This is a genomic window from Kitasatospora sp. NPDC056181 (genome assembly GCF_042266225.1).
Taxonomy (GTDB): domain Bacteria; phylum Actinomycetota; class Actinomycetes; order Streptomycetales; family Streptomycetaceae; genus Kitasatospora.
This window is the reverse complement of record NZ_JBHJUK010000029.1, coordinates 17,825-41,341: the sequence shown is the minus strand read 5'-3', so window position 1 is coordinate 41,341 and position 23,517 is coordinate 17,825. Positions and strand designations below refer to the sequence as shown.

Here is a 23,517-nt window from a genome sequence, read left to right as displayed (position 1 = left end):
GCTGCGCCCCGCTCTCCGTGCACGCTCTCCGTGCCCCGCCCGCTACGCCGCCCCGCCCGCTACGCCGCCCCGCCCGACGCGCGGCCCTTGCCCGTTGCTCCGCCGTTCTGCAGGGTGCGCAGCAGTGCGACCCCCGCCGGGTCGACCGACCGGCGGGTGTTGGCCAGGGTTATGACGCCGACCTGCTTCTCGGGGTCGAAGGCGACGAAGGAGCGGAACCCGCCCGTCCCGCCGTTGTGCCAGATCTGGAGGTGGCCGCCCTGCTGGGGGTGGAGGCGGTGGGCGAGCCAGCCGAGGTGCATCCAGGCGAAGGGGTTGACGCGGTGGTTGACCTCCCGGGTGAGGGCTATCGCGGGCGCCAGCGGCGACCCGCCCGGCGCCGTGGTCGTCGCCGACGCCTCGACGGGGGTCGTGGCCGAGGCCCCGGTGCAGGCCAGCTGGGCCTGGAGGAGTATCGCCAGGTCGGCGGCGGTCGAGCGGAGCCCGCCGGCGCCCGCGAGGTCGGCGAGGTGCCAGCCGGGGACGGGGCGACGGCCCGGGGTGTGGCCGTGGGCGAGCCGATCGGAACGCTCGCCGTCGACGGTGATCACCGTGTCCGCGAGCCCGAGCGGCTCGCAGACCTCCCGCGTGACCAGTTCCTCGTACCCGGTGCCGGCCTGGTGGGCGAGGGCCAGGCCGAGCAGGCCGGCGCCGAGGTTGGAGTAGCGGAAGCTGCGGCCGGGCACCGCGCGCAGTCGGGTGCGGGCGAGACCGGACAACAGGGCGTCGGAGGTGCAGTTGCGGTACGGGTCCGGCTTGTTCGGGGAGAGCAGGGCGGGCAGCAGCATCCCGGCGGGGAGCCGCGGCAGTCCGGCGGTGTGGGTGGCCAGGTGTTGCAGGGTGATCGGCGTGCCGCCCCGGGTGGGGACGGTGACGCCGGGCGGCAGCGCGTCCTTCAGGACCTCGGCCAGTGGTTCGTCGAGTGCGGTCGAGCCGGCGAGCACCAGACGGGCCAGGGCGAGCGAGGTGAACACCTTGGTGGCCGAGCCGATTTCGAACAGGGTGTGCGCTCCGGGCACGCCGCCGCCCGGGCCCGTGGAGGTGCTCCCGGCACCGCGGATCTCCACCGCGCCGCCGGCCAGGCCGGCGACCACGGCGCCGACCTGCTGGCCGGCGAGCCGGTCGGCGGTCTGCTGGACAAGGCTGCCAAGGTCGTTCATGGTTGCGAGCCTAGGCCCCGCCCCCTGCCCGGTCGTCCGCCGTGACGATGATTCTGCACCCCCGCCGCTCCTCCGGCCGAGGTACGGTCCCGCTGCTCCTCGTGAAGTACCGGGAACGGGCGGGGAGTAGCGGGGGAGTGGCGGGGGCGGCGGGGGCCCTGTCGGGCGGGGGCGGGGTCTGTCGGACCGTCAGCAGCTCAGGTTCGAGCCCGGGACGGTGCCGAGGATCTGGGTGAAGCTCTGGTAGGCGTTGATCCGGCTCTGCACCTGCGCGGGGTTGCCGCCGTTGCACTCCAGGGAGCCGTTGATGCTGCGGATCGTCTCGCCGAAGCCGTACCCGTTGACCATGGCGTTGTGCGGGGTCATGGTGCCGGGGCCGGTCTGGGTGTTCCAGTACCAGAGGGCGGTCTTCCAGGCCACGGCCGGGTCGGTCTGCACCAGGTTGGGGTTGTGCAGCAGGTCGATGCCGAGCGCGTCGCCGGCCGCCTTGTAGTTGAAGTTCCAGCTCAGCTGGATCGGACCGCGCCCGTAGTACGCGCTCTGCCCGGCCGGGCAGCCGTAGGGCTGCGAGGTGTCGCAGTAGTGCGGGTAGTTGGCGGTGTTCTGCTCGACCACGTAGACCAGGCCGCCGGTCTCGTGGTTGACGTTGGCGAGGAAGGCGGCGGCCTCCTGCCGGCGGACGGTGTCGCTGCCGGTGTTGGCGAAGCCGGGGTAGGCGCCGAGCGCGTCGAGCAGGCCCTGGTAGGTGTAGAAGGAGTTCCGGTTCGGGAACATCTGGTTGAACTGCGCCTGGCTGACCGGGAACCCGCCGGGGTTCGGGGTCGAGGTGGGGGTGCCGGTCGGCGTCGGCGTCGGGCCGCAGCTGTACGGCTCCCAGTACCAGGTGCTGATCACCGGGTCGTACCCCGGGTTGTCGTGAGTGGCCCGGTAGAGCCCGCCGTTGGTGTAGCGGACGATGCTCCCGGTGGTGTACGTGCGCCCGGCGGTCCAGTCCGGGTAGACGCAGCCGCCCGGGGTCTGGGTGGGCGTCGGGTCGGTCGGGCCGCCGCCGCAGGCACCCTGGTCGGCCCAGACACCGGTACCGCCGGTGCTGGGAGCCTCGTTCTGGGTCCACCACTTGGCGGACCAGTTGTGGCCGTTGTAGGAGACGGAGGCGCCGCCGGTGTAGGCGGTGGCCGTGTTCCAGGGCGCGGAGCAGGCGGCGGCGCTGGCGCTGGCGGCGGGCAGCAGCAGCGCGAGCGCGAGCGCCGTGACCATGGCGGAGAGCAGCGCGAGCAGGCGTTTCGTTGACACGTGATCACCCCTTGTGCGGTGGGGGCCGCACATCGGTGGGACAGGACTGTGGTGCCAGGGGGCTCCGACCCCGCGCGGGCGCGTCGTGGGGGGACACGCCGACCGGGGTACGGGCCGGTGCGGGGCTGACCGAGACTCAAGCGGAATGGTCTATACCTGTCAAGGGGCGGCCACGGATTGGGCCGGGAACAGTCCTGTTTTGGCGGTTCAGGCACGGATCTCGTGAAGCCGACCGGCTCCGTGCGCCGGTGGCGCCGCGTCATCTCGGAGTGGACGCCGACGCCCCGAGCTCATTCCACTGTTCCGGGATTCTCCCGCGCGTAGGCGGCCCGGCAGCGTTCCACCTGCGCGGTGACCTGTTCCATGAACCAGCGCATGATGTCGTAGGGAACGACGTGCTCGTCATGGCTGTGGATGTGGACGGTCGGTTCCAGTGCCGGATCCTCGTCGGGGACGAAGCCCACCAGGAAGGCCGGTCCGGGGCGGTGGGTCAAGGAGTTCGGGATCCCGGTCGACGCGGCCGGCGCGGCCGGCGCGGGTACGGCTTCGCTCAGTTCCACGGCCCAGGCGTCGTCGGGCAGGGCGTAGTGGAACCGGATGGCGTAGTGGCGGCCCGCACGTTCGCGCAGTTCTGGCATGCCCGCAGGCTGCCACGGCTGTCCGTTCGGCGTCGCGCCTGTATTCGACCGGGACCTCCGCTGTCCGGAGCCGGAGCCTCGATGGCGCGGCTCGGCCGGCGGTTGCGGGAGGACCCTGGGGATGACGTCCGAGGTGGGCGGATCCGTGGGCGTGCTGCCGGCGGTCGTCGTGCCGAAGAATCGCCCCTGCTCGCAGAGCGCATCGATCTCGGCGTTCTCCTCCGCGTTCAGTTGCGCGTCGAGTGCGACCCCGATGACGTGCCGGGCGCGGGCCAGGCGTCGGGCAACATCCCAGTCGGCGACGAACTTGCCGACGGTGCCATCGTCGGCGGTTCCGCAAGCCTGACGGGATCCGAGGCGATCCAGGGAGACCACGAACTCGTTCAGGTCCTGCAGGACCGCGACGACCTCGCTGAGGGGAATGCGGACCTCTCGGGAGGACATGTCCATCTGTCGCTTCAACTCCATGGCCGGGCACGGGAACTGTGGAAGACGGCCAGTCCGACGGGGTGCGGGTTCGGCCACCGGTGATCATTGTGGTCCGTGAAGGCGACGAACGATCAAGCGGTGGCCGCAGGTCACGGCGTGGGCGCCGCCCGCAGCGGACACCCCCTCACGCCGCCCGCCGGCAACGAGGTCCAGCACCTGTTTCGCCCATGCCGCCCACACTGCCCACGCCGCCCACATCGTCCAGCCCGTTGAAGGCACCGTTCACCGGCTGGGACGATCCGGCCGGCTGCGCCGCCACCGGGCCCGATCGACCGGCTCCAGGGCGGATGCCGCCACAGCGGGGGGCCGACCGGGTGGGCCGACCACGCGAGCCGACCGCGCGAGCCGACCGCGCGGGTCATCCGTGGGGAGTCCCGTCCGGGGCGTGCCGCCAGGGGCCCGGCCCGACGCGAGGGGGCAGCGGATCGGCCCTGAACCGGGTGCCCGCCGGAGTCTGCGAGGATGGCCGGATGGACGAAACCCCCGGGCCCGCGACCCCTCTGCCCGGCCTCGGCGCGCCCATCCGGGCAGGCATCCCCGAGCACGGCAGGGTGCCCAAGTACTACGCCGTCAAGGGCCAGTTGGAGGCGCTGCTCGACGAGCTCGGCGAGGGCGGCGTGCTGCCGACCGAGCGCGACCTGGCAGCCCGCTTCGAAGTGGCCCGGGAGACCCTCCGGCAGGCGCTGCGCGACCTGCTGATCCAGGGGCGGGTCCGGCGGCGCGGCCGCAGCACGGTGGTGGCCGGGCCCAAGCTGGAGCAGCCGCTGTCGCTGGCCAGCTACACCGAGGGTGTCCGCCGTCAGGGGCGCGTCCCGGGACGCAACCTGATCGGGCTGGAGAGGTTCGCCGCCGACCCGCTGCTGGCCGGGCAGCTGGACATCGGGGTGGGGGAGCAGGTCTGGCACCTGGAACGGGTGTTGCTCGCGGACGGCGAGCGGGTCGGCCTGGAGAGCACCTATCTGGCGGTGGCCCGGGTGCCGGAGCTGGACCGGGAGTTCGACCCCGGCTCGTCGTTCTACGCCTTCCTGAAGGAGAGGGCGGGCGTCGAGCTCGGCGGGGCCGACGAGCGCATCGAGACGGTGCTCGCCTCCCCGCGCGAGGCGCTGCTGATCGGAACGCCGCCCGCCCTGCCGATGCTGCTGCTGCACCGGCTCACCAGGGATGCGGCCGGTGTGCCGCTGGAGCGGGTGCGCTCGCTGTACCGCGGCGACCGGTTCAGCTTCACCACCCGTCTCGAAGCGGACTGACCCGCCCTTCCGGCATCGCCTCCGGCACCGCCTCCGGGCAACGCGTCCGGCACCGCCTCCGGGTATCGCGTCCGGCACCGCCTCCGGGCGCCGCTGGGTACCGCTCCCGCTGCCGCCTCCCCGGATCCTCGGTCACTGGGTCACCCGGCCCTCACCCTCCCGGACGGGACCGGCAGGCGACCCGCGATCACAGAAACATAACGGGTCTGGACCGAATTCGGGCGCTGTTCACGCCCGGGACGAAGCCCCGGCGACCGCCGTCCACCCGCCGCTCCGACCGTTGTCACCGCTCCCTTCGGTTCCCCCTGCTCCCCATCGCCCCTTTCCGCGTTCGTGACGCAGCATCAGGAGACGACGTGACCACCGGAATCCCCCGCCGCGGCCTGCTCCTCGCCGCCGCCGCCGGCGCCCTCGTGGCCGGCCCGCTCGCCCGCACGGCCGTGGCCGCAGCCGCCACCACCGGGGCCGCAACCGCCGCCCGCACCCCGAAGGTCCTGGTCATCGGCCTGGACGGTGCCATGCTCAACCGCATCAAGGACGCCGGGGCCGTCAACCTCAACGCCCTGATGGCCGGCGGTCTCACCGCCGCCAGCAGCCTCTACGCCAACCCGATGGCGGCCACCGCCTCCGGTCCGGGCTGGTCCACCATCGCCACCGGCGTCTGGCCCGACAAGCACAACGTCAAGGACAACAACTTCACCGCCCCCGCGTTCGCCGCCTATCCCGACTTCCTGACCCGGATCGAGACCGCGGCCCCCGCGCTCTCCACCTACGTGGTCGCCTCCTGGGCACCGATCGCCGACACCGTCTACTCCGGCAAGGTCGACACCCGTGTCGCCACCCCGTCCGCCGAGTACGACACCGGCACCACCTCCCGCGCGGTCGCGAAGCTCCGCGACGGTAACCCGGACGCCGTCTTCGTCCAGCTCGACAACGTGGACCACGCCGGCCACGCCAGTGGCGCCGCCAGCCAGGCGTACCTGGACGCGATCCGCGGGGTGGACGCCCAGGTGGGCCAGATCGTCGCCGCCGTCCGGGGCCGCGCCACGTACGGGCAGGAGGACTGGCTGATCATGGTCACCGCCGACCACGGCCACACCGACGCGGGCGGCCACGGCGGCTCCACCTGGAGCGAGCGGCAGACCTTCGTGATCGCCAACGGCGGTGGGCTTCCGGCGGGTTCGGTCCGCCACGACGTCCGGATGGTCGACCTCGCGCCCACCGCCATCGCACACCTGGGCCTCGCGATCGACCCGGCCTGGAACCTCGACGGATCCCCGATCGGCAGCCTCGTCCCGGACGCGTTCGACGCGCTGCGCCCGCAGCTCACCGGGCCGGTGGACGAGACCGGCATCGCCGCGGGCACCATCGGCTTCACCCACACCCCGCCGAGCGGCTGGTCGGTCGACAACTCGGCGATGGGCACGGGCGGCGTCACCGAGTGGCGCGGCTGGGCCTTCACCACCGACGAGTTCTGGACCAGGACCCAGCGCGACCAGTACCGCGAGCTCAACGTCCGCTCCCGCAACGTCTTCGCCGTCGCCGACTCCGACGAGTGGTCGGACAAGAGCTTCACGGGTGGTTACGACTCCACCCTGGTCAGCCCCGAGTACCCGGTGGCCGGGCTGAGCACCGTCCCGGTCTCGTTCACCACCTATTACCAGCAGGAGGGCGGCCAGACCGCCCAGGTGCTGGCGGTCTGGGACGGCGGCGCGCCGGTCGTCGTCAAGAGCTACAGCGCCGAGACCAACGGCCGGCAGACGCTGGCGCTCGCCGTGCCGGCCGGTGCGAGCCGGCTGCGGCTGCGGTTCCGGTACACCGGGAGCAACAACTGGTACTGGGTGCTCGACAACGTCCGGGTCGGCTGAGCCGGGCGGCCTGCGCCCAGGGCCGGCCTGAGCCCTGAGCCGGCCTGAGCCCGAGCGTCTGAGCCCGAGGCCGGCCCGGGCCGCCTCGGGCTCAGGTGGCCCTCAGGGCGGGGTGAGGGCCGCCCGCAGCCGCTCGGCGACCTCGGCTGCGCCCGCCTCGTCCGGGTACTTCCCGCGCGGCCAGAAGAAGCCGCGCAGCCCGTCCTTCGGATTGCGCGGCACCACGTGGACGTGCAGGTGCGGCACCGACTGGCTGATCCGGTTGTTCGCCGCGACGAAGCTGCCCGCCGCACCGAGCCCGCGCTCCACTGCGGCCGCGACCCGCTGCACCCGGAGGAAGAACGGCCCCACCTCCGCCGTCGGCAGGTCCGCCAGCGTGCGGTGGTGGGCGCGGGGCACGACCAGGACGTGGCCGGGGAAGAGCGGCCGCCGGTCCAGGAACGCCACCGCCACCTCGTCGTCCAGCACCCGGTGCGCGGGTTCCTCGCCCGCCACCACCGCACAGAAGACGCAGTCCATCCGTCCATTCAAGCGACCGTCCGCCGCTCCGGCACGCCCACCAACCCTCCCCGGCCCGGCTTCACCCGTCCGGCCGCTCATCGCCGGCCGCTGGCTACTGCTCTGACCACATGGGTTCGCCGGATTGAGGGGCTGTAGCCGTTGGATGTGCGGTGACGTCCGATCCGACTGCTGGGGTGTGGTGGCTGAGCCTGTCCGTGTGCGCAGGTCGACCGACCAGGAGGGGCAGAAGCTGCAGCAGATCGTGCGGCGGGGCAGCACCAGGTCGGTGCGGTACCGGTGGGCGATGACGCTGCCGGCCTCGGCCGGCGGGAACCTGGTCCCGGTGATCGCGAAGTTGGTGCAGGCCGACGAGGACACCGTGCGCGACGTGCTCCACCGGTTCAACGAGCTCGGCCCGGCCTGTCTGGACCCTCGGTGGGTGGGCGGGCGGGCCGTCCCCGCCTGCTCGGTCCCGATGACGAGGACTCCGTTCAGACCTCCGTCCTGCACGCCTACCTGCGCCGGCGCAACGCCAACGCCCGCCACCCCGACGTCCTGGCCGCCCAACGTCGCGAACGCTCCCGCATCCGCCGCGAGGGAGGCATCCGCTGGGGCGGACGGCCGCTTGACGTCGCAGCCTGACCCGCCCCAGCGTCGCGTTCACCAGGACACGGGAACATCCTGGGCGATCCCGACCAGGTTCCCGTCTGCTGCTTTAAGCACCGCCAACCGGCGTCCGGGAACGTCGACGATCCCGGACGCCGGAGTCCCCTCGCCGGAGTGCAGCACGCCCTCGGCGTCCTGCACCAAAGCCGTCGCACCGGACGCAACCAGCGCTCCGTGGGCCTTCTCGACGTCGTCGACCTTGAAGAACACCAGCGGGTGGTCGACCCACGGCAGCCGCGACAATCCGATCTCGACCCCGCCATCGGCGAAGGTGGCGTAATCGGCGTTCTGGAACACCGGCCCCCGGCCCAGCACGGCGGTCCAGGCTTCGATACCCGCCCCCAGATCCCTTGCCGGGTAGACCACCAAGTGCACTCCGTCCAGCTCGCTCATCCCGCAGCCCCTCTCCTCGGTCGATCACTCGCGGACAGACGCTACCGCCCGGCACCGACAGGAAATTGATCACGGATGCCGCGACAGGACCGGGCGAACCCATGCGGCCAGAGCACTGCCCACCGCCGGTCGCGTGCGGCGGGCCGACGGGTGCGGACGCGGGCAGGCCGGTCCGGGGAGGGCGGACCACCCGGGACCGACCTGTCCGTGATCCGGCCTCCCCGGTACCGGCCTCCCCGGTACCGCCCGGCCCGCCACGGGATCCGGGCGCCGGCCGGCTGCCCGGGCGGTGGGGCATCCGTGCGTCACCGTCGGCCTCACGTCAGCAGTTGGTCGCCGAGCGGGCTGCGCAGGTACAGGACGAGGTGCCCGTGCCGGGCCCGGGTGACCAGCCCGGCGCGGTGCAGGACGCCGAGGTGCTGGCTCACCGTGCCGGGGCTGACGCCCAGCCGGTGGGCCAGCCCGGTGGTACTCGCCGGTTCCGCGAGCAGGTCGAGGATGCGGGCGCGGGTGCGGCCGAGGAGGTCGGCCAGGGCCCTCGGCGGGGCGGTCGAGCCGGCGTGCCAGACCGTGGCGAGGCCGCGGGCCGGGTACCAGATCCGGGGCGGCAGAGCGAGGTCGACGACGGTGACGGCGTGGTCGCAGAACAGGGAGGGCGTGAACGTCACGCCGTGTCCGTCGGCGGGCAGGTCGTGGTGTTCGGCGGGGAAGGCGTCGACGGCCAGGGTCCCGGAACCGGGCCGCCAAGCCAGGCCCGGGTCGATGTCGGCGAACAGGGAGGCCGCTCCGCCGTCGGCGAGGCGGCGGGCGCGGTACAGGACGTCGGCGCGCAGCACGGCGTGCATGCGCGGCCAGTGCGGCGCGATCACCAGGAGCCAGTAGGTGTGCAGGGCGTCGGCGACACGCCCCAGCAGGCCGAGCGGGTCGGTGCGGGCCTCCTGCAGGAGCGGGTGCAGGGGGCGGCCGTCGGCGGCCCGGAGCAGTTCCTGCGTCACGCGCCGGGCCGGTGTCGAGCGCAGGACGGCGAACTCGTCGTCGATGTCCGTGCTCGGCGTCGGCGGGTGCGGCGTGAGGAAGTCGGCGACCAGCCGGGTCGGGCCGACGAGTGCCTGCAACAGCGGCCAGTCGAGGTGACGGAGCAGCGGGGCGGATTGCCGTAGGAACGGTTGGTGCAGGGCGTAGCGGGTGGGACTGCGCCAGGCCCGCAGGCTCTGGACGGTCTCCTGGAGGGGTGAGCATGCGAACCGGACCGAGGCCAGGGCGTCCACATCGAGCCGGAGCAGCAACATTCGGCCCATGCTAAATCTCTCGCCCCGCCAGTGAACGGCCTGGTGGAATCCGGCGCATGACTGCTTCTGCTCCCGGGGGGACCCCGGCGACGGCGACGGAGACGGCGACGTACGACCGCATCGGCATCGGCTACCGGCACGTCCGGCGGCCCGACCCTCGCCTGGCGGCGCTGATCCACCAGGCCCTGGCCGGAGCGCGCACGGTCGTCAACGTCGGTGCGGGTACCGGGTCCTACGAGCCGGCCGGCGCGGAGGTGACCGCGGTGGACCCTTCGCGGGTGATGCTGGAGCAGCACCCCGGCCGACGGAAGGTCCTGGCCGGCGCGGAGGAACTGCCCTTCGAGGACGGCGCGTTCGATGCCGCCATGGCGGTGATGACGGTGCACCACTGGCCCGACCTCCACCGTGGTCTCGGCGAACTCCGGCGCGTCTCGCGTCGGCAGGTCGTCTTCACCTGGGATCCCGGGCACCTGCCCGGGCTGTGGCTGGTCGAGGAGTACCTGCCCGAGATCCGGCAGCTCGAACACGCCCGCTTCACGCCCCTGTCCACCGTGGTGGAGGCGCTGGGCGCGCACACCGTGGTGCCCTTCGCCGTCCCGCACGACTTCACCGACGGCTTCCAGATCGCGTACTGGCGGCGCCCGGAGTCCTACCTCGACCCCGTCATCCGGCAGGCGAGCTCGACGTTCGCCCAGCTGCCGCCGTCCGTGCTCGAACCGGCGATCGCGCGACTGCGCGCGGACCTGGCCTCGGGGGCCTGGCGGCGACGCCACGCGGACCTGCTGGACCAGGAGTCCGTGGACTACGGCTACCGCCTGCTCATCGCGGGGGACGGCGAGTCCGGAACGGCGTGACGGCACGGCGTGACGGCACGCCACCCGGCCACCGAGGCGAGGACTCCCGCGTAGGCGGGGACGCCGGCACCCCGACCGGCGGCCCGCCCTGGACGATCCCGAGCGTCCGGCCGATCCGGTGCCCGACGGCGGACGCCCAACACCCGGTGCCCAACGCCCGACGCCCAACACCCGGCGTCCGCCGTGCGCGGACGCACCGAGGCCGGTCCCCGGCGGAGCACCGGGGACCGCCCGCCCGTCCGCCCGCCCCGCGGTTACTCGTAGCGGTAGAGCAGCGCCTCCCGCTCGTTCTGCTCGATCATCTCGATGGTGAGCGACGGGTCCCGCAGGTGGGAGAGGGTGACGGCGGCCGAGGTGGGCTGCGCGTCCTTGGCGAGCCAGTTCTCCGGCTTCCAGGCCGAGCCGCGCAGGAACGCCTTCGGGCAGTGCCCGTACACCTCCTCGACCGCCACCACGATCGCGCTGCGCGGCGGCTTGCCGACCGCCGTCAGCTGCTCCAGCAGCCGCGGGTCGGTGGAGACGCAGGCCCGTCCGTTGACCCGTAGCGTGGTGTCCCGGCCGGGCACCACGAAGAGCAGCCCGACCTGCCCGGTCTCGACGATGTTGTGCAGGGTGTCCAGCCGCTTGTTGCCGGTGGCGTCCGGAATCGCCAGCGTGTGATCGTCCAGCACCGAGACCAGCCCGGCCGGCCCGCCGCGCGGTGACACGTCGCACCGCCCGGCCGCATCCGCGCTGGCCACGAAGACCAGCGACGAGCAGGCGATCAGCTGCCGCGCCACCTCGTGGATCCGGTCGACCTGCTTGCGCCGCGCGTGGTCGCCCGGCTGCTCGTAGATCTCCCGCAGGTCCGCCGCGTCCTTCACGGCGCCCGTACTGAGCGCCGCGAACAGGCTCCCCGGGGCGCCGTGCGCGCCCTCCGGGGTTCGAGCGCCCTGCGGGCCCGGCCCGGCGGTTGACGGAATGACAGTCTCCGGTGTGGTGGTCATACCGGAAATCTAGCGCTCCCGACGCATCGCGGAAGGCCCGCTCAGCGGCTCGCTCAGCCGCCCGCCCAGCGGCTCGCTCAGCCGCCCGCCCAGCGGCCCGCCCAGCCGCCCGCCCAGCGGCCCGCGAAGCTCCGGGCGGGGATCGCGCCGGTGACCGCCGCCTCCCGGTCCGGGACAGGCTCCCGGCCATCCGGCCGGAAACCCGGCGCTTGAACGCGGACTGGCCGTCCTCACGAACATGCGGCCGAGAGCCAGGGTGCGCGCCGGACAAGCCCGTCGACGTCCTCCTCCTCCACCACCACTGTCCCGGGACACCGTCGGGACAGTCACCTCTGGTGACCAGGACACGTCGCGCCTGACGATGCTTCGAGTCCGGAACAACCGGGCCCGGGCGGCCCGTTGCGCCCGGCTTTTCCCACCTGCGGGCCGCCGGACACCGTCGGCGCCCGCCCCACGGACTCCGGAGAACCGCTCCGGGACGCATGAAACACCGCGGAGAAGAAGCACCGCGGAGAATGGAGTGCACCATGTCAGCACAGGCCATCCGGCTGCCGCAGTTCCTGCTCCCCGCCCTCGACGAGAACGAGGCGCCGCGGGTCATGACCGACTCGGCGGCAGAGCGCGCCTGGGTCCCGGCGTACGCGGCGGTGCCGACGTACGCGAGTGTCGACCGGCCCGTGCTGGTCACCGCGTCGGCCTGACCCCGTCCGCCTGAGCGGCTGTACGGCGGTGGAGGCGGCCGAGCGCCTGTTGCGGGTGCGCACACCGCACTCCACCGCCGTACCCCGCTCCGGACGACGGCGCACACCGCACCCCAGGAACGGAACAGAAAGGCACCACCGTGGCCATGGTCTCCCCTCGCACGGCGGAGGACGTACTCGCGCGGGACGGTCTCTTCGGAGACTCCACCGCCATCCAAGCCAGGAATCTCGCCAGGTACCGCCTCGGGCTGTCGCTCCTGGGCACCCGCGACCCCCGGCACGCCGACGTCCTGCACGCGCTCTCGCTGGAGTCGGACGACCGGCTGCTCCCCGCCCTGGCCGACCCCGTGCTGCGCAATGCCTTCGAGGACGACGTGGCCTGCCTGGAGAACGGGGTGTTCGCCGCAAGCGCCCTCGGCGGTCATCTTGCGGAGGGGGCGTGGCCGCTGCCTGCCGACGGCGCCGGCCCCTGCGAGAGCCTCATGCTGACCCGGGCCCGTCCCTGGCCGGAGATCGGGGTCGGCTGGGTGTGGACCGGACTCCGGGCCCCGGCCTCCCGGCAGGCCATCGCCGAACGGCTCCGTGAGCTGTGCCGCAACAGCTTCGAGCCGGGCAGCCAGAGCGAGCCCTTCGACGCGACCCCGGAGATGGTCGATGCGCTGCGGCAGGGCGGCGAGCTGCTCACGTCACTCCTCCCACAGATCGGTCCGAGCGTGCTGCGACACGCGTCGCTGGTCGGGTTCAGCGACGGGGAGTCCGCCGACGGCCCGCTGCAGTCGCTGTCGGGCGGTGACCCGCTGCCGTCCTCGATCCTGATGTCCCCCGGCCGGCTCCGCGATCCCTGGACGACGGCCGAGACGCTGCTGCACGAGGGCGCGCACCTGAAGCTGTTCGACGTGCTGCGCTCCTGCGCGCTGGTGGAGGACGGCACGGCCAAGGTGCCCATCCCGTGGAGGCAGTCCTCCTGGACCTTCATCAGGGTGCTGGTGGCGCTGCACTTCTACGCGCACATGTTGGTCTTCCAGACCGTGGCCCGCGAGGCGGCTCCTGAGCTCGTCGCCCGGTTCGGACCGCCGCCCGCCGACGAGGTCGTCGACGAGCCGACGCCGGGGAGCCCGGCCGCCGCCCTCGGCAGCCACGGCACCGTCCTGGAGCGCCTGACCTACCTCGCGGAGCAGGCCCTCTGCGCCGACCACGGGCAGGTGACCCCGGAGGGCCGCCGCTTCGTCCACTGGCTGCTCGACGCCGTCGAGCACTGCGAGCCCCGGGTGCGCTCACTGGTCCGGGTGCCCGGACCGGCCGCCGCAGCGGGCCGGGCCGGCGAACCGCCGTCCCCCGACGGCGTCTTCGTCCGCAACGAGCCCGCGCTGGTCCGGGAGCTGCCCGCCCTGCGGCAGCTCGTGGTGCTGATGCCGGACCGGGCCCGCTACCACTGGCTCGACGCACACACCTGGGCCGTCTACGCCCTGTGCGAGGGGGTGCCGCTGACCTCGATCGCCGAGGGCTACCGCCGCACGGTGCAAGGACCGCTGGACGAGGACGCCGCCCGAAGGACCACCCGCCGCTCCCTCGACCTGCTGCTCGCCGCGGGACTGGTGTCCCGGGTGGACGGCCCCTGAGCCCTCGGCGGGACCCGGTGACGGACCCCGGTCTCCGGTCACCCGCTGGTCCTCCGACCTCGCTCGCCGGATCCGGGCACGGGAGATCGTCCGGGAGGCTCGGCGTCGCCGACCCCCCGGTCCCGGCCGCCGGACGCCTGCCGACGCGCACGGGAGAGCACTCCCTGCGCGTCGGCCAGGCCGAGCCGGTGGCCGGTCTCCGCCAGGACGGCAGCGGCCTCGGCGGCGAGCCCGGCCGCCTCGTCCGGGCGCCCCTCCGCGAGGTCTACCCGGCCGAGGACGGTCAGCGCCTGGCCCTCGATGATCCGGTAGCCCTCGGCGCGTGCCCGGGCCAGTGCGGAGCGGCCGTGGGTCCCGGCGTCGGCGAGGTGCCCACCCAGCAGGGACAGCTCGGCCCGGCCGACCAGGATCGCCGCCTCCGTGTGCCTGGCCCCGGCCCGCTCGGCGAGCGCGTGTGCGCGGTCGTAGGTCCGCGCGGCCTCGGCCGGCTCCCCGCGGTGCGTGCGGACGGAGGCCAGCGTCTGGAGGGCTGCCGCAGCCAGACGGCTCTCGCCGATCTCGTCTGCCAGGGAGACGGCGGCCGTGGCGAGGTCCAGGGCCCCCGCAAGGTCGTTCCGGTCCCGGTGCCAGTCGGCCAGCGCCCGCAGCGTCTCCGCCTCGCTGCCCCGGTTGCCGACCTCCCGGTGGATCGCCAGGGCGTCCGTGAGCCGGTCGAGCGCCTCGTCCGAACGCCCCAGAAGGCCGAGGACCTGGCCCAGATTGCCCCGGGAGACCCCTTCGGCACCGCGCGAGTCGATGCGCCGGCTCAACTCGACGGTGGCGCGGAGGTGCCGCTCCGCCGTCCGGAGGTCGCCGAGCTCCTGGCAGAGCAGGCCCGTGTTGCCCTCCGCGCTCAGCCGGAGCATGGTCCACTCCGGACCGGCCGGCAGGACCGCCAGTGCCTCCTTGTAGCGCTCCACGGCGTCCCGCAGGGCACCGGTGAGGATGTCGACGAGGCCCAGGTTGATGAGCGCCTGGGCCTTCCCCTCCCGCCACCCGATGGTCTCCGCGTCCGCCAGCACCGCACCGTAGTGCCCGGCCGCGCTCTCGTACCTGCCGAGGCTGCGGTGGGCGTCGCCGAGGCTCAACCGCGCGGCCGCGGAACCGAGCACCTCACCGGCTGCCCGGGCCGCCGCGTCCGCCGCCTCCGAGACCGCGATCCAGTCCGGGGCGGCGCGGACCAGCCAGAAGTAGCCCCGCAGGCCGTCGCAGAGCTCCCAGGCGGCGGAGCGCAGGCCCAGCGCCGCGGCCTGCTGCACGGCGAGGACGAGGTTGGTGTGCTCCTGCCGGAACCAGTCCCGGGCGGCGGTCTGGCCGTGCATCACGACCGCTTCGTCGACGGCGTGTTCGGGGGTGAACACCCGCATCTTCTCCGGATAGAGCAGCCGGGCCCCCGCGTGCACACCCGCCAGGTAGTAGTCGTAGAGCCGCCGGAGCGCGGCGGCCCGCTCCTCGGCGCTCTCCTCCGCCGCCACGCACTCCTCGGCGTGGAGCCGGAGCAGGTCGTGGAGGTGGAACACGTCGTAGTCCGTCTGGCCGACCAGGTGCGCGGCGACCAGCCGCTTGAGCAACTGCGAGGTCCGGGCGGGTGCCAGGCCGAGCAGGGCGGACGCACCACCGGTGGTGGTCGTGGGTCCGGGCACGAGGCCGAGGCGCCGGAACAGCTTCCGCTCGTCGGGCGACAGGGACGCGTAGGACACGGAGAAGACCGCCTGCAGATCGCTGGCCTCGTCCTCCGGGACGCTGAGCGCGCACAGCCGCCGGTCCTCCGCCCGCAGCCGTGCCACGTAGCGGGCCACCGGGCGGTCCCCACCGGCTTCGCGCACGTTGACGGCGGCGACCCCCAGGGCCAGGGGCAGGTGGCCGCACAGCCGGGCCAGCTCCGCGGCGGCCTCCGGTTCGGCCTCGACGAGCGCCGCCCCCATGAGCCGTTCCAGCAGTTCCCCGGCCTCCGCCGGGGGAAGGGCATCCACCCTGAGGTGGCGGGCGTTGTCCCGGACGACCAGACCCGCGAGCGTGTCCCGGCTGGTCACCACGACGTACGAGCCGGGTGTCCCGGGGAGCAGCGAGCGCACCTGGGCCACGCTCCGCGCGTTGTCGAGCACGATGAGGATGCGCTTCCCGGCCACCAGCGTGCGGTAGAGGCCCATGGCGCGGTCGAGGTCGCCCGGGACACGGTCGCAGGGGACGCCCAGGGCGTAGAGGAAGGTCGCGAGGGCCTCGACGGGGGCGACCGGCTGACAGGTCGAGTACCCCCGCAGATCCATGTAGAGCTGACCGTCCGGAAACCTCGCCCGGGCGGCGTGTCCCCAGCGCACCGCAAGCGCGGTCTTGCCCACGCCCCCGCGCCCGTCGATCGCCGTGATGATCATCGGGGCGCCGCCGCCCTGGTCGTCGGCCCACTCCTCCAGCGCCCGCAGGTGGTCACGACGGCCTGTGAAGTGCAGTGCGTCGGCCGGGAGCTGGCGGGGGACCGGGGCGAGGTCGGCGCCCTCCGCGGAGGCGCCGTCCTGTGACGGGGCCACCGCCGGCATCCCGAGGTCCGGACTGTCGGCGAGGATCGCGCGGTCCATCTCCCGGAGCTCCGGCCCCGGTTCCAGACCGAGCTCCCGGACGAGGACGCGGCGCCCCTCCCGGTAGACGTCGAGCGCGTCGGCTCGTCGGTTGGCGCGGTAGAGCGCCAGCATGTACTGCGCCCGCAGCCGCTCCCTGAGCGGCTCGCGTTCGAGCTCCCGCCGCATCTCGCCCAACAGGGCCGCGTGACGGCCGAGTCGGAGGTCGACATCCATCAACCCCTCGAACGCCGAACGCCGCCCCTCGTCGAGCCGCGGTGCCTCCACCTCCGCGAGATAGCGGGAGGCCGTCCCCTCCAGCGCCCTGCCGCGCCAGAGTCGCAGGGCCCGGCGCAGCAGCTCCGAGGCACCGTTCAGGTCCCCCGCCGCCTGCGCGCCCTCGGCCCGCTTCACCAGGTCCTCGAAGACGTGGACGTCGAGCCGGTGCGACTCCAACTGCAGCGAGTACCCGCCGGGTCTGGTGTGCAGGATGTCCGCTCCGCGGTCCCCGAGGATCCCCCGCAGCCGGCGGATGTAGTTGTGCAGCGTGGTCCTGGCGGTCCTCGGGGGGTCCGCCCCCCACAGTCCGTCGATCAGGTCCTCGGTCGAGACGACCCGGTCGGACCGCAGGAGGAGCATGCTCAGCACGGCCCGGTGCTTGGCCGCCGATATCGGGACGACCTGCTCCCCGCACAGCACTTCCTCCGGTCCGAGCAGCCGGAACTCCAACGGTCCTCCCCCCACGGCACCAGCCGGCCCCCGCCGCTGCCTGCGCTAGTCGCGCGCTAGCGCATCGCGGTCATGCTAGGTCAAGACATCGTCCGAGCCTAAGGGGACAACCAGTGACGCCCACGCCGACCGAGCCAGTCCGGGTGTTCCTCGTCGAGGCGAACCCGCTCATCCGGATCGGCATCGGCGCGGTGCTGTCGGACGGCACGGTCGACCTCGTGGGCGAGGCCGCGGACGCCGAGGCGTGCCTGGAGCAGATCGGGGAGACGGGCCCGCACGTCGTGCTCCTGGACCTCGACAGGCCGAGGGGATCGGGACTCGCCGCGGTCCGGTCCCTGGTGCGCCGCTTCCCCGCGGTCGGCGTGGTGGCGACCGGGTCGGCCCGGAACGAGGAGAACGGGCTGGCGCTGGCGGCCCTGTCGGCCGGCGCCCGGGGATTCCTGCTGAAGGACCTGGAGCCCGCCATGATCCTCGACGCCGTAAGGCTCGTCCGGGGCGGCGGGGTGGTGCTCAGCCCCGGCGTCGGCGGCATGCTCCCGTCGCTCCTCGCCTCGGCGGCCGATGTACCGAGCGGCTGCGCCCTGGCCGCCCTGACCGCCCGTGAGCACGATGTGCTCGGTCTCATCGCCTGCGGTTTCGACAACCGGCGGATCGCCAGGGAGCTGATCCTCTCGGACAAGACCGTGCGCAACTACGTCTCGGCCGTGCTGACCAAACTGGGGGCGGGCAACCGCGGAGAGGCCATCGTGGCGGCACGGACGGCGGGGCTCGGGCAGGCCTCGCGGAGTGGGAAGCCGATCCGGCCGGCCTCGCACTCCGTACGCCGCGCCCCGTCGTGGCCAAGCCTCAGACCGGTGTGAACGGGGGCTGCGCCGCCGCTCACGGCTGGTGCCCGTACCCGGCTGCCCTACCCGGCTGCCCGGACCCGGCCCAGGGCGGCACGGCCGCCTGCGCCGGGGCGTCCGGTACCGGCCCGGGGTGTCCGGTGCCGACGGAACGGGGCAGGTGACGGAACGGTGCCGCGGCGGATAATTGTGGGTGTTCCATCGGCCCGCAGCCTGGTGCGGAGTGCCTCAGGGAGGTGGTGGCCGTGATCGTCAGGATCTGGGCCGGGCAGGTCGTGGCCGGGCACGTCGAAGAGTTCTGCGCCATGCTGACGTCACAGGTGATCCCGCAGCTCGGGCGGACGGACGGCTGCCTGGGCGGCGAGCTGTTGCGGTCGGTGACCGAGGACGGCCACCGGGTGCTGGTGGTGAGCCGGTGGCGCGACGAGGAGGCCCTGCGCGGGTACGCGGGGCCGATGTGGCGGATCCGGCCGGTCTGGTCGGAGGGCGAGCTGCGCTACCTGGCGCACCCGCCCGAGGTCACCCACTTCACGCCGATCCCGGCCGTGCGGCCGGCGTGACCCGCGGCCGGGGTCCGGCCTCCCCGGCGGCGCCCGGTCCGTGCGTGCCGACCACCGGGCGCGACCCGCGGAGGTCGGCACGCCCACCGGGTTCGGACGTCCGCCGGGGTGCAGACGTCCGCCGGGGTTCAGGCGTCCGCCGGGTTCAGACCATCAACGGCACCGGATGGATCTCGTCCGCCGGGTGCCCGGAGCGCTCGTGGATGCGCTGCACGGCCTCCTTGGACGGCGCCTCGGAGAGGCAGTACACGGTGCCCGACTCCGGGTCGGCCCACGCCTGCTCGAAGTGGACGCCCTCGTCGCCCTCGATCGCGAGGTCGGCCCGGTGGGCCATCCGCAGCTGTTCCTCGGTGATGCCCGCCATACCGTGGTGGACGTCCATGAACTTGGCCATCGCTGTCGCACCTCCAGGGGTCGCGGCCGACCGGTGCCGACCGCCTACCACCAGCGTGCGCCCGTCGCACCTCGGGCCGCCACCGGGCACCCGCGCCACCCGGCGTCCTACGCTCGGATGAGAACCGCCCGGGCCGGGAGAAGCCGAGGAGCGACCGGCCGAGACCGGCAGAGACCGGCAGAGACCGGCCGACTACCCACCGGGCGCACGGTCCCGGCCCCGGGTGAGAGGACGGCCCGATGCCCGTGCTTCCCTTCGTCGGCCGCGCCGACCTGCTGGCCGAGCTGGCGGCGGCGGTCGCCGAGGCGCGCGCCGGGCGGGGCGGCCTGACCGTGCTCACCGGCGCGGCCGGTGCGGGCAAGACCCGGGCGGCCGAGGAGGCCGTGCGCCGGGCCGAGGGGTGCCGGGTGCTCTGGCTCTGGTGCCCGCCCGGAGCCGGCGTCCGCGCGGGCTCCGGCGCGCTCGGCCCCTGGTCGCAGGCCGTGCGCGAACTCGCCGCCGCCGTCACCGCCTGTGGCCGGCTGGTCGCGGCCTCGCCCGGGCTGCGCGCCCTGGTCGCCGGCGAACCCGCCCCCGCCGCGGCGCCCGCCCCGGGCGTCCCGGGTGGGCCCGACGCCACGGGTGCGCCGGTGCGCGGCGGACCACGCACCGCCCACCTGCCGCGCACCGCCGACCTGCCACGTGCCGCCGACCCGCCACGCACCGCCGACCCGGCGGCGGCCCGGCAGCGGCTCGGCGGCGACCTCGCCGAACTGCTCCGCACCGGCGCCGCGCGCCGCCCGCTGCTGCTCGTCCTGGACGACGTGCACGAGGCCGACGCCTCCACCCTCCGCCTGCTGACCGAACTCGCCGCCGCCCTGCGCACCACACCCGCCCTGCTGCTCGCCACCGCCCGGGACGACGGCGCCGCCTGGCACGGGCGCACCGCCGCCCGGGCCGCGCTGCTGAGGGCGGGCCGGACACTGCCGGTCGGTCCGCTCGCCGAGCCCGACCTCCGGGCGCTGCTCGCCGCCGCGGCCGGCGGGCGCAGCGACCCGGCGGCCGTCCGCGCGCTGCTGGAGCGGACCGGCGGTGACGCCTTCTTCGTCACCGAACTGCTGCGCCACGACGGGTCCGGCCGGCCGGGGCCGCTGCCCGCCACGGTCCGCGCGGCGGTCGCGGCGCGGCTGGACGGGCTGCCGGGGGAGTGCGCCCGGGTGCTCGGCGCGGCCTCGGTGCTCGGCACCCGCTTCGGCCTGGACGTGCTGGCCGAACTCGCCGCCGTACCACTGGACTCGCTCCGCTCGGTGCTCGCCGCCGCGACCGGGGAGGGGCTGCTGGCGCTGGTCGAACCGGGCGCGGGCGAGTTCCGGCACGAGCTGATGCGCGAGGCCGTCCTCGACGCCCTCGACCCGGCCGAACGCGCCGCCCTGCACGGCCGCGCGGGCTCGGTACTGGCCGCCCTCGTCGACCGCGGCCGGGACACCGGGCCGGCCGAGGCGGCGCGCCACCTCATCCTGGCCGGGCCGGAACAGGCCGCCGCCGCCGCCGAGTTCGCGGGTCGGGCGGCGGACCGTGCGGCCGGTCTGCTGGCGTTCGAGGACGCGGCCCAGTGGTACGAACGGGCGCTGACGGCGCTCGGCACGGCAGCCGTCGCGGACGACGCCCGCCGTGCCGCCCTCCTGCTCGGCCTGGGCACCGCGCGCCTCGGCGCGGGCCACCGGGAGCAGAGCCGGGAGGCCTTCCTCGCCGCCGCCGGTCCCGCCCGCCGTGCAGGCCGCCCCGACCTCCTGGCCCGTGCGGCCCTCGGCCTGGGCTCCGGTCCGGCGGGCTTCGAGGTGGACCTCCTCGACCGTCCGCAGATCGACCTGCTCGCCGAGGCCCGCACCCGCCTCCTCGCCGCGCCGCCCACCCGGCCCGGCGCCCCACCTCCGACCCCGAGTTCGCCTCCGGCTCCAAGCCCGACCTCACCCCCACCCCCACCCCCACCCCAACCCCCACCCCCGACCCCGCACCTCGCCCTCCTCGCCGCCGTGACCGCGCGGCTGTCGGTCGCCGGGGCGCTGGTCGAACCGGAAACGGACCGCCTCGCCCTGGCCGAGGAGGCGGTCCGGACGGCGCGGGGGAGCGGGGACGACGCCGTGCTGGCGTACGCGCTGTCCGCGCTCTGCGACGCACGCTCCGGCCCCGCGTACTGCGGCGAGCGGCGCGCCTGGGCGGGGGAGATCGTGACGCTCGCGCGGGGGTTGCCGGAGCCGGACCGGGAGTTGGAACTGCTCGGCCGGCGGCTGCGCCTGGTGGCGTTGCTGGAGCGCGGCGAGTCGGCCGAGGCGTACGCCGAGATCCAGGCGTACGAGGCGGGTGCCCGGGCGCTGCACCGACCGCTCTACGCCTGGTACGTGCCGCTCTGGCGGGGCATGCGGGCCCTGTTGGAGGGCCGGCACGCGGACTGTCGCGCCGCCCTCGCGGAGGTGGCGGAGCTCGGCGAGCGGGCCGGCAGCGCCAATGCCGCCCTCCTCGCCGCCACCCAACGCTGGTGCCTCTGCGCGGAGTCGGGCGAGACCGACGAACTGAACCGGCTGCTCGCCGGACCGCCCCCGCTGGACAGCCTGCCGGGCGTCTGGCCCCGGGTCACCCGGGCGCTGATCGCCGCCCAGCTCGGCGACCGCACCGACGCGAGACGTCGACTCGCCTCCGTGGCACCACTGTTGGCGTCCGCACCGGTGGACAGCGAGTGGCTGCCGATGATGGCCCAGGTCGCGGAGGCGCTCGCACTCGTCGGTGTGACGGCCGCCGACGCGGAACTGAGACTCCTCGCCCGCGGGCTCTACGACTCCCTGTACCCCTACCGCGAGCTGCTCGCGGTCGAGGGGATCGCGGCCGCCGTCCGCGGCCCGGTGCACCGCCACCTCGGTCTGCTCGCCACCGTTCTCGGCGAGTCCGCCGCCGCCCGCGAGCACTTCGCCCGGGCGCTCACCACCGCCCGGGCGCTCGGCGCACCCGGACTGGCCGACCGGATCGCCCAGGAGGCCGACGGTACCGGGCGGCCCGCGGAGGACGGTCAACTGTTCATCTTCCAGGGAGAGTTCTGGCGGCTCAGATATGCGGGGGAGGAGGTCCGGCTCCCCGACAGCAAGGGCCTGCGCGACCTGGCCGCGCTGCTGGCCCGGCCGGGCAGGCCCGTCCCCGCCCTCGACCTGGCGACCTCGGCCCCGGCCGGCGGCGTGGCGCGGCCGTCCGATCCGGAAGGGCTCCACCAACCGTCCGACACAGGCGAGTTGATCGACGCCACCGCCCGCGCCGCCTACCGCCGGCGGCTGGTCGAGCTGGACGAGGAGTCCACCGAGGCCGACGCCGCCGGTGACGCCGAGCGCTCCGCCCGGATCGCCGTCGAGCGGGACGCGCTGGTCGGCCAGCTCTCCGCCGCCTACGGCCTGGGCGGGCGGGTGCGCCGGACGGGCTCGGCCGCCGAACGGGCCCGGACCGCCGTCACCGCCCGGATCCGCACGGCCATCGACCGCATCTCGCACGCCCACCCCGCCCTCGGCCGCCACCTCGCCAACGCCGTGCGCACCGGCACACTCTGCGTGTACGAGCCGGAGCAGCCCGTCCACTGGAAGCTCGACGACAGGCGGCCCTAGCGATCCGCTGACCGTCCCCCGCCGCGCCCGCGCCGCCGCGCCCCGCGGGTCCGTGCCCCGGCAGGCCTCACATCGTGCGGCCGTTCCTCACGCCCTTCTCACCGGACACGGCAGACAGCCGGGAACGCACCCGAGGAGGACGTCATGCCCCGCATCTCCAAGGCCGAGGCCGCGCTCGAACTGGACGAGCCGGTCATCGAGGGCCGCTACGCCGAACTCGGCGGATACACCGTGGGGTTCGAGACCCACAAAGCCGACATGGACCCGGGCCCGCTCTTCGCCGGACTCCCGCAGGACCGCTGCCAGAGCCCGCACTGGGGCGTCGTGGTGGCCGGGAAGGTGGTCTTCCGCTACGCCGACCACGACGAGGTCTACCAGGCCGGCGACGCCTACTACGGTGCGCCCGGCCACCTGCCGCTGATCTTCGCCGGGACGGAGCTGATCGAGTTCAGCCCGACCGAGGCGTTGGAGCGCACGATGGCCGTGGTGGGCCACAACCTGGAAGCCGTCAAGGCGGCCGAGGCCGGCAGCGCCCCCGTCGGCGCCTGACCGGGAGGGCAGCACCATGACCATCACGACGACGGCGCCCGCACCCGCCGTCAGCGACCGCCTTTCCGCCCTCCTGATCACCTTCCTGGAGACCGGCACCCCGCCCGCGGGCCTCTTCCACCCCGAGGTGTTCTGCGACCTCACCCTCCCGTGCTGGCGGCTCCAGTCGCGCGGCGTGGACGGCCTGGTCGCCCTGCGCAAGGGCGGCCATCCGGTGCCCGGCACCGTCCCGCGCCATCGTCTCGACCGGACCGCCGCCGGGTTCGTGCTGGAGGTCGAGGAGAGCTGGGAGCAGGACGGCGAGCGCTGGTACTGCCGCGAGTTGCTGCGCGCCGACGTCCGGGACGGCGCGATCGGCCGGCTCTCCGTCTACTGCACCGGGGACTGGGACGCCGAACAGCAGCGCCGCCACCGGGCGGAGGTGACACTGCTGGAGCGTTGACGCCGGTGGAGCGTTGGTACCCATCGACCGTGGCATCCATGGAC

At 74.4% G+C, this 23,517-nt stretch carries 19 protein-coding genes and 1 pseudogene; 11 read left to right on the top strand and 9 right to left on the bottom strand.

The genetic code is table 11. The features are described 5' to 3' along the window. Nucleotides 1–59: 59 nt before the first annotated feature. The 3 genes from ACFC1F_RS14255 to ACFC1F_RS14245 form a co-directional block, all read right to left on the bottom strand. Complete coding sequence (locus ACFC1F_RS14255) at nt 60–1,199, bottom strand: serine hydrolase domain-containing protein (RefSeq protein WP_376158198.1); 1,140 nt, start codon at nt 1,197–1,199, stop codon at nt 60–62. A gap of 189 nt (nt 1,200–1,388) precedes the next feature. Further along, the gene (locus ACFC1F_RS14250) at nt 1,389–2,492 is read right to left on the bottom strand and encodes a glycoside hydrolase family 19 protein (RefSeq protein WP_376158195.1); all 1,104 of its coding nucleotides are present in this window, start codon (nt 2,490–2,492) and stop codon (nt 1,389–1,391) included. Nucleotides 2,493–2,782: 290 nt separating this feature from the next. Further along, on the bottom strand, nt 2,783–3,598 hold the full coding sequence (locus ACFC1F_RS14245; protein ID WP_376158193.1) for a hypothetical protein: 816 nt from the start codon (nt 3,596–3,598) through the stop codon (nt 2,783–2,785). Nucleotides 3,599–4,089: 491 nt separating this feature from the next. Between ACFC1F_RS14245 and ACFC1F_RS14240 the strand changes: the two genes are divergently transcribed. Together ACFC1F_RS14240 and ACFC1F_RS14235 are read left to right on the top strand one after the other, a co-directional pair. Beyond that, nucleotides 4,090–4,866, top strand: coding sequence for a GntR family transcriptional regulator (locus ACFC1F_RS14240; RefSeq protein WP_376158190.1), 777 nt, complete (start codon nt 4,090–4,092; stop codon nt 4,864–4,866). A gap of 356 nt (nt 4,867–5,222) precedes the next feature. After that, on the top strand, nt 5,223–6,734 hold the full coding sequence (locus ACFC1F_RS14235) for an alkaline phosphatase family protein (RefSeq protein ID WP_376158188.1): 1,512 nt from the start codon (nt 5,223–5,225) through the stop codon (nt 6,732–6,734). Between the two features lie 102 nt (nt 6,735–6,836). On the opposite strand, the gene ACFC1F_RS14230 is transcribed toward ACFC1F_RS14235, so the two are convergent. Continuing rightward, complete coding sequence (locus ACFC1F_RS14230) at nt 6,837–7,253, bottom strand: HIT family protein (RefSeq protein WP_209410477.1); 417 nt, start codon at nt 7,251–7,253, stop codon at nt 6,837–6,839. A gap of 181 nt (nt 7,254–7,434) precedes the next feature. Between ACFC1F_RS14230 and ACFC1F_RS14225 the strand changes: the two are divergent. Then, a pseudogene (locus tag ACFC1F_RS14225) lies at nt 7,435–7,727 on the top strand (helix-turn-helix domain-containing protein); the annotation flags it as partial. A gap of 168 nt (nt 7,728–7,895) precedes the next feature. Here ACFC1F_RS14225 and ACFC1F_RS14220 read toward each other — a convergent pair. Both ACFC1F_RS14220 and ACFC1F_RS14215 read right to left on the bottom strand, forming a co-directional pair. Further along, nucleotides 7,896–8,294: a VOC family protein gene (locus tag ACFC1F_RS14220; protein WP_376158186.1), complete on the bottom strand. Its 399-nt coding sequence runs from the start codon at nt 8,292–8,294 to the stop codon at nt 7,896–7,898. Nucleotides 8,295–8,611: 317 nt separating this feature from the next. Then, entirely contained in the window at nt 8,612–9,583 is a 972-nt protein-coding gene (locus ACFC1F_RS14215) for an ArsR/SmtB family transcription factor (protein WP_376158184.1), read from the bottom strand. A 56-nt stretch (nt 9,584–9,639) separates the two neighbouring features. Here ACFC1F_RS14215 and ACFC1F_RS14210 point away from each other — a divergent pair, with 56 nt between their 5' ends. Continuing rightward, the gene (locus ACFC1F_RS14210; protein WP_376158182.1) at nt 9,640–10,437 is read left to right on the top strand and encodes a class I SAM-dependent methyltransferase; all 798 of its coding nucleotides are present in this window, start codon (nt 9,640–9,642) and stop codon (nt 10,435–10,437) included. Between the two features lie 254 nt (nt 10,438–10,691). On the opposite strand, the gene ACFC1F_RS14205 is transcribed toward ACFC1F_RS14210, so the two are convergent. Further along, nucleotides 10,692–11,423 carry an MSMEG_1061 family FMN-dependent PPOX-type flavoprotein gene (locus tag ACFC1F_RS14205; RefSeq protein ID WP_376158180.1) on the bottom strand — a complete coding sequence of 244 codons (732 nt, stop codon included), beginning with the start codon at nt 11,421–11,423 and terminating at the stop codon, nt 10,692–10,694. Between the two features lie 527 nt (nt 11,424–11,950). Here ACFC1F_RS14205 and ACFC1F_RS14200 point away from each other — a divergent pair. Continuing rightward, a complete protein-coding gene (locus ACFC1F_RS14200) occupies nt 11,951–12,124 on the top strand; it encodes a hypothetical protein (RefSeq protein WP_209410481.1) in 174 nt (57 codons plus the stop codon). A gap of 146 nt (nt 12,125–12,270) precedes the next feature. Continuing rightward, a complete protein-coding gene (locus tag ACFC1F_RS14195; RefSeq protein WP_376158178.1) occupies nt 12,271–13,743 on the top strand; it encodes an HEXXH motif-containing putative peptide modification protein in 1,473 nt (490 codons plus the stop codon). A gap of 38 nt (nt 13,744–13,781) precedes the next feature. Here the strand turns inward: ACFC1F_RS14195 and ACFC1F_RS14190 are convergent, their stop codons facing one another. Then, complete coding sequence (locus ACFC1F_RS14190) at nt 13,782–17,063, bottom strand: BTAD domain-containing putative transcriptional regulator (RefSeq protein WP_376158175.1); 3,282 nt, start codon at nt 17,061–17,063, stop codon at nt 13,782–13,784. A gap of 113 nt (nt 17,064–17,176) precedes the next feature. Here ACFC1F_RS14190 and ACFC1F_RS14185 point away from each other — a divergent pair, with 113 nt between their 5' ends. Both ACFC1F_RS14185 and ACFC1F_RS14180 read left to right on the top strand, forming a co-directional pair. Next, the gene (locus ACFC1F_RS14185) at nt 17,177–17,923 is read left to right on the top strand and encodes a LuxR C-terminal-related transcriptional regulator (protein WP_376158172.1); all 747 of its coding nucleotides are present in this window, start codon (nt 17,177–17,179) and stop codon (nt 17,921–17,923) included. 230 nt (nt 17,924–18,153) lie between these two features. Then, nucleotides 18,154–18,468 carry an antibiotic biosynthesis monooxygenase family protein gene (locus ACFC1F_RS14180; RefSeq protein ID WP_376158170.1) on the top strand — a complete coding sequence of 105 codons (315 nt, stop codon included), beginning with the start codon at nt 18,154–18,156 and terminating at the stop codon, nt 18,466–18,468. 145 nt (nt 18,469–18,613) lie between these two features. On the opposite strand, the gene ACFC1F_RS14175 is transcribed toward ACFC1F_RS14180, so the two are convergent. Further along, nucleotides 18,614–18,862 (bottom strand): SCO4226 family nickel-binding protein, encoded by a 249-nt coding sequence (locus ACFC1F_RS14175; protein ID WP_209410486.1) that lies wholly within the window; start codon nt 18,860–18,862, stop codon nt 18,614–18,616. A gap of 239 nt (nt 18,863–19,101) precedes the next feature. On the opposite strand from ACFC1F_RS14175, the gene ACFC1F_RS14170 reads away from it, so the two are divergent. The 3 genes from ACFC1F_RS14170 to ACFC1F_RS14160 all read left to right on the top strand — a co-directional run bounded on the left by ACFC1F_RS14170 (nt 19,102) and on the right by ACFC1F_RS14160 (nt 23,473). Continuing rightward, entirely contained in the window at nt 19,102–22,482 is a 3,381-nt protein-coding gene (locus tag ACFC1F_RS14170) for an AAA family ATPase (RefSeq protein ID WP_376158166.1), read from the top strand. A gap of 144 nt (nt 22,483–22,626) precedes the next feature. Continuing rightward, nucleotides 22,627–23,031, top strand: a complete 405-nt coding sequence (locus ACFC1F_RS14165; protein ID WP_376158163.1) for a hypothetical protein — start codon at nt 22,627–22,629, stop codon at nt 23,029–23,031. 16 nt (nt 23,032–23,047) lie between these two features. Further along, entirely contained in the window at nt 23,048–23,473 is a 426-nt protein-coding gene (locus ACFC1F_RS14160; RefSeq protein ID WP_376158161.1) for a hypothetical protein, read from the top strand. Nucleotides 23,474–23,517: the final 44 nt, after the last annotated feature.

Excerpts from the sequence above, each read along its gene's own strand:
- ACFC1F_RS14255 (WP_376158198.1), bottom strand. The coding sequence starts at position 1,199 with ATGAACGACCTTGGCAGCCTTGTCCAGCAGACCGCCGACCGGCTCGCC.
- ACFC1F_RS14245 (WP_376158193.1), bottom strand. The coding sequence starts at position 3,598 with ATGGAGTTGAAGCGACAGATGGACATGTCCTCCCGAGAGGTCCGCATT.
- ACFC1F_RS14240 (WP_376158190.1), top strand. The coding sequence starts at position 4,090 with ATGGACGAAACCCCCGGGCCCGCGACCCCTCTGCCCGGCCTCGGCGCG.
- ACFC1F_RS14230 (WP_209410477.1), bottom strand. The coding sequence starts at position 7,253 with ATGGACTGCGTCTTCTGTGCGGTGGTGGCGGGCGAGGAACCCGCGCAC.
- ACFC1F_RS14220 (WP_376158186.1), bottom strand. The coding sequence starts at position 8,294 with ATGAGCGAGCTGGACGGAGTGCACTTGGTGGTCTACCCGGCAAGGGAT.
- ACFC1F_RS14215 (WP_376158184.1), bottom strand. The coding sequence starts at position 9,583 with ATGTTGCTGCTCCGGCTCGATGTGGACGCCCTGGCCTCGGTCCGGTTC.
- ACFC1F_RS14210 (WP_376158182.1), top strand. The coding sequence starts at position 9,640 with ATGACTGCTTCTGCTCCCGGGGGGACCCCGGCGACGGCGACGGAGACG.
- ACFC1F_RS14205 (WP_376158180.1), bottom strand. The coding sequence starts at position 11,423 with ATGACCACCACACCGGAGACTGTCATTCCGTCAACCGCCGGGCCGGGC.
- ACFC1F_RS14200 (WP_209410481.1), top strand. The coding sequence starts at position 11,951 with ATGTCAGCACAGGCCATCCGGCTGCCGCAGTTCCTGCTCCCCGCCCTC.
- ACFC1F_RS14195 (WP_376158178.1), top strand. The coding sequence starts at position 12,271 with ATGGTCTCCCCTCGCACGGCGGAGGACGTACTCGCGCGGGACGGTCTC.
- ACFC1F_RS14175 (WP_209410486.1), bottom strand. The coding sequence starts at position 18,862 with ATGGCCAAGTTCATGGACGTCCACCACGGTATGGCGGGCATCACCGAG.
- ACFC1F_RS14170 (WP_376158166.1), top strand. The coding sequence starts at position 19,102 with ATGCCCGTGCTTCCCTTCGTCGGCCGCGCCGACCTGCTGGCCGAGCTG.
- ACFC1F_RS14165 (WP_376158163.1), top strand. The coding sequence starts at position 22,627 with ATGCCCCGCATCTCCAAGGCCGAGGCCGCGCTCGAACTGGACGAGCCG.
- ACFC1F_RS14160 (WP_376158161.1), top strand. The coding sequence starts at position 23,048 with ATGACCATCACGACGACGGCGCCCGCACCCGCCGTCAGCGACCGCCTT.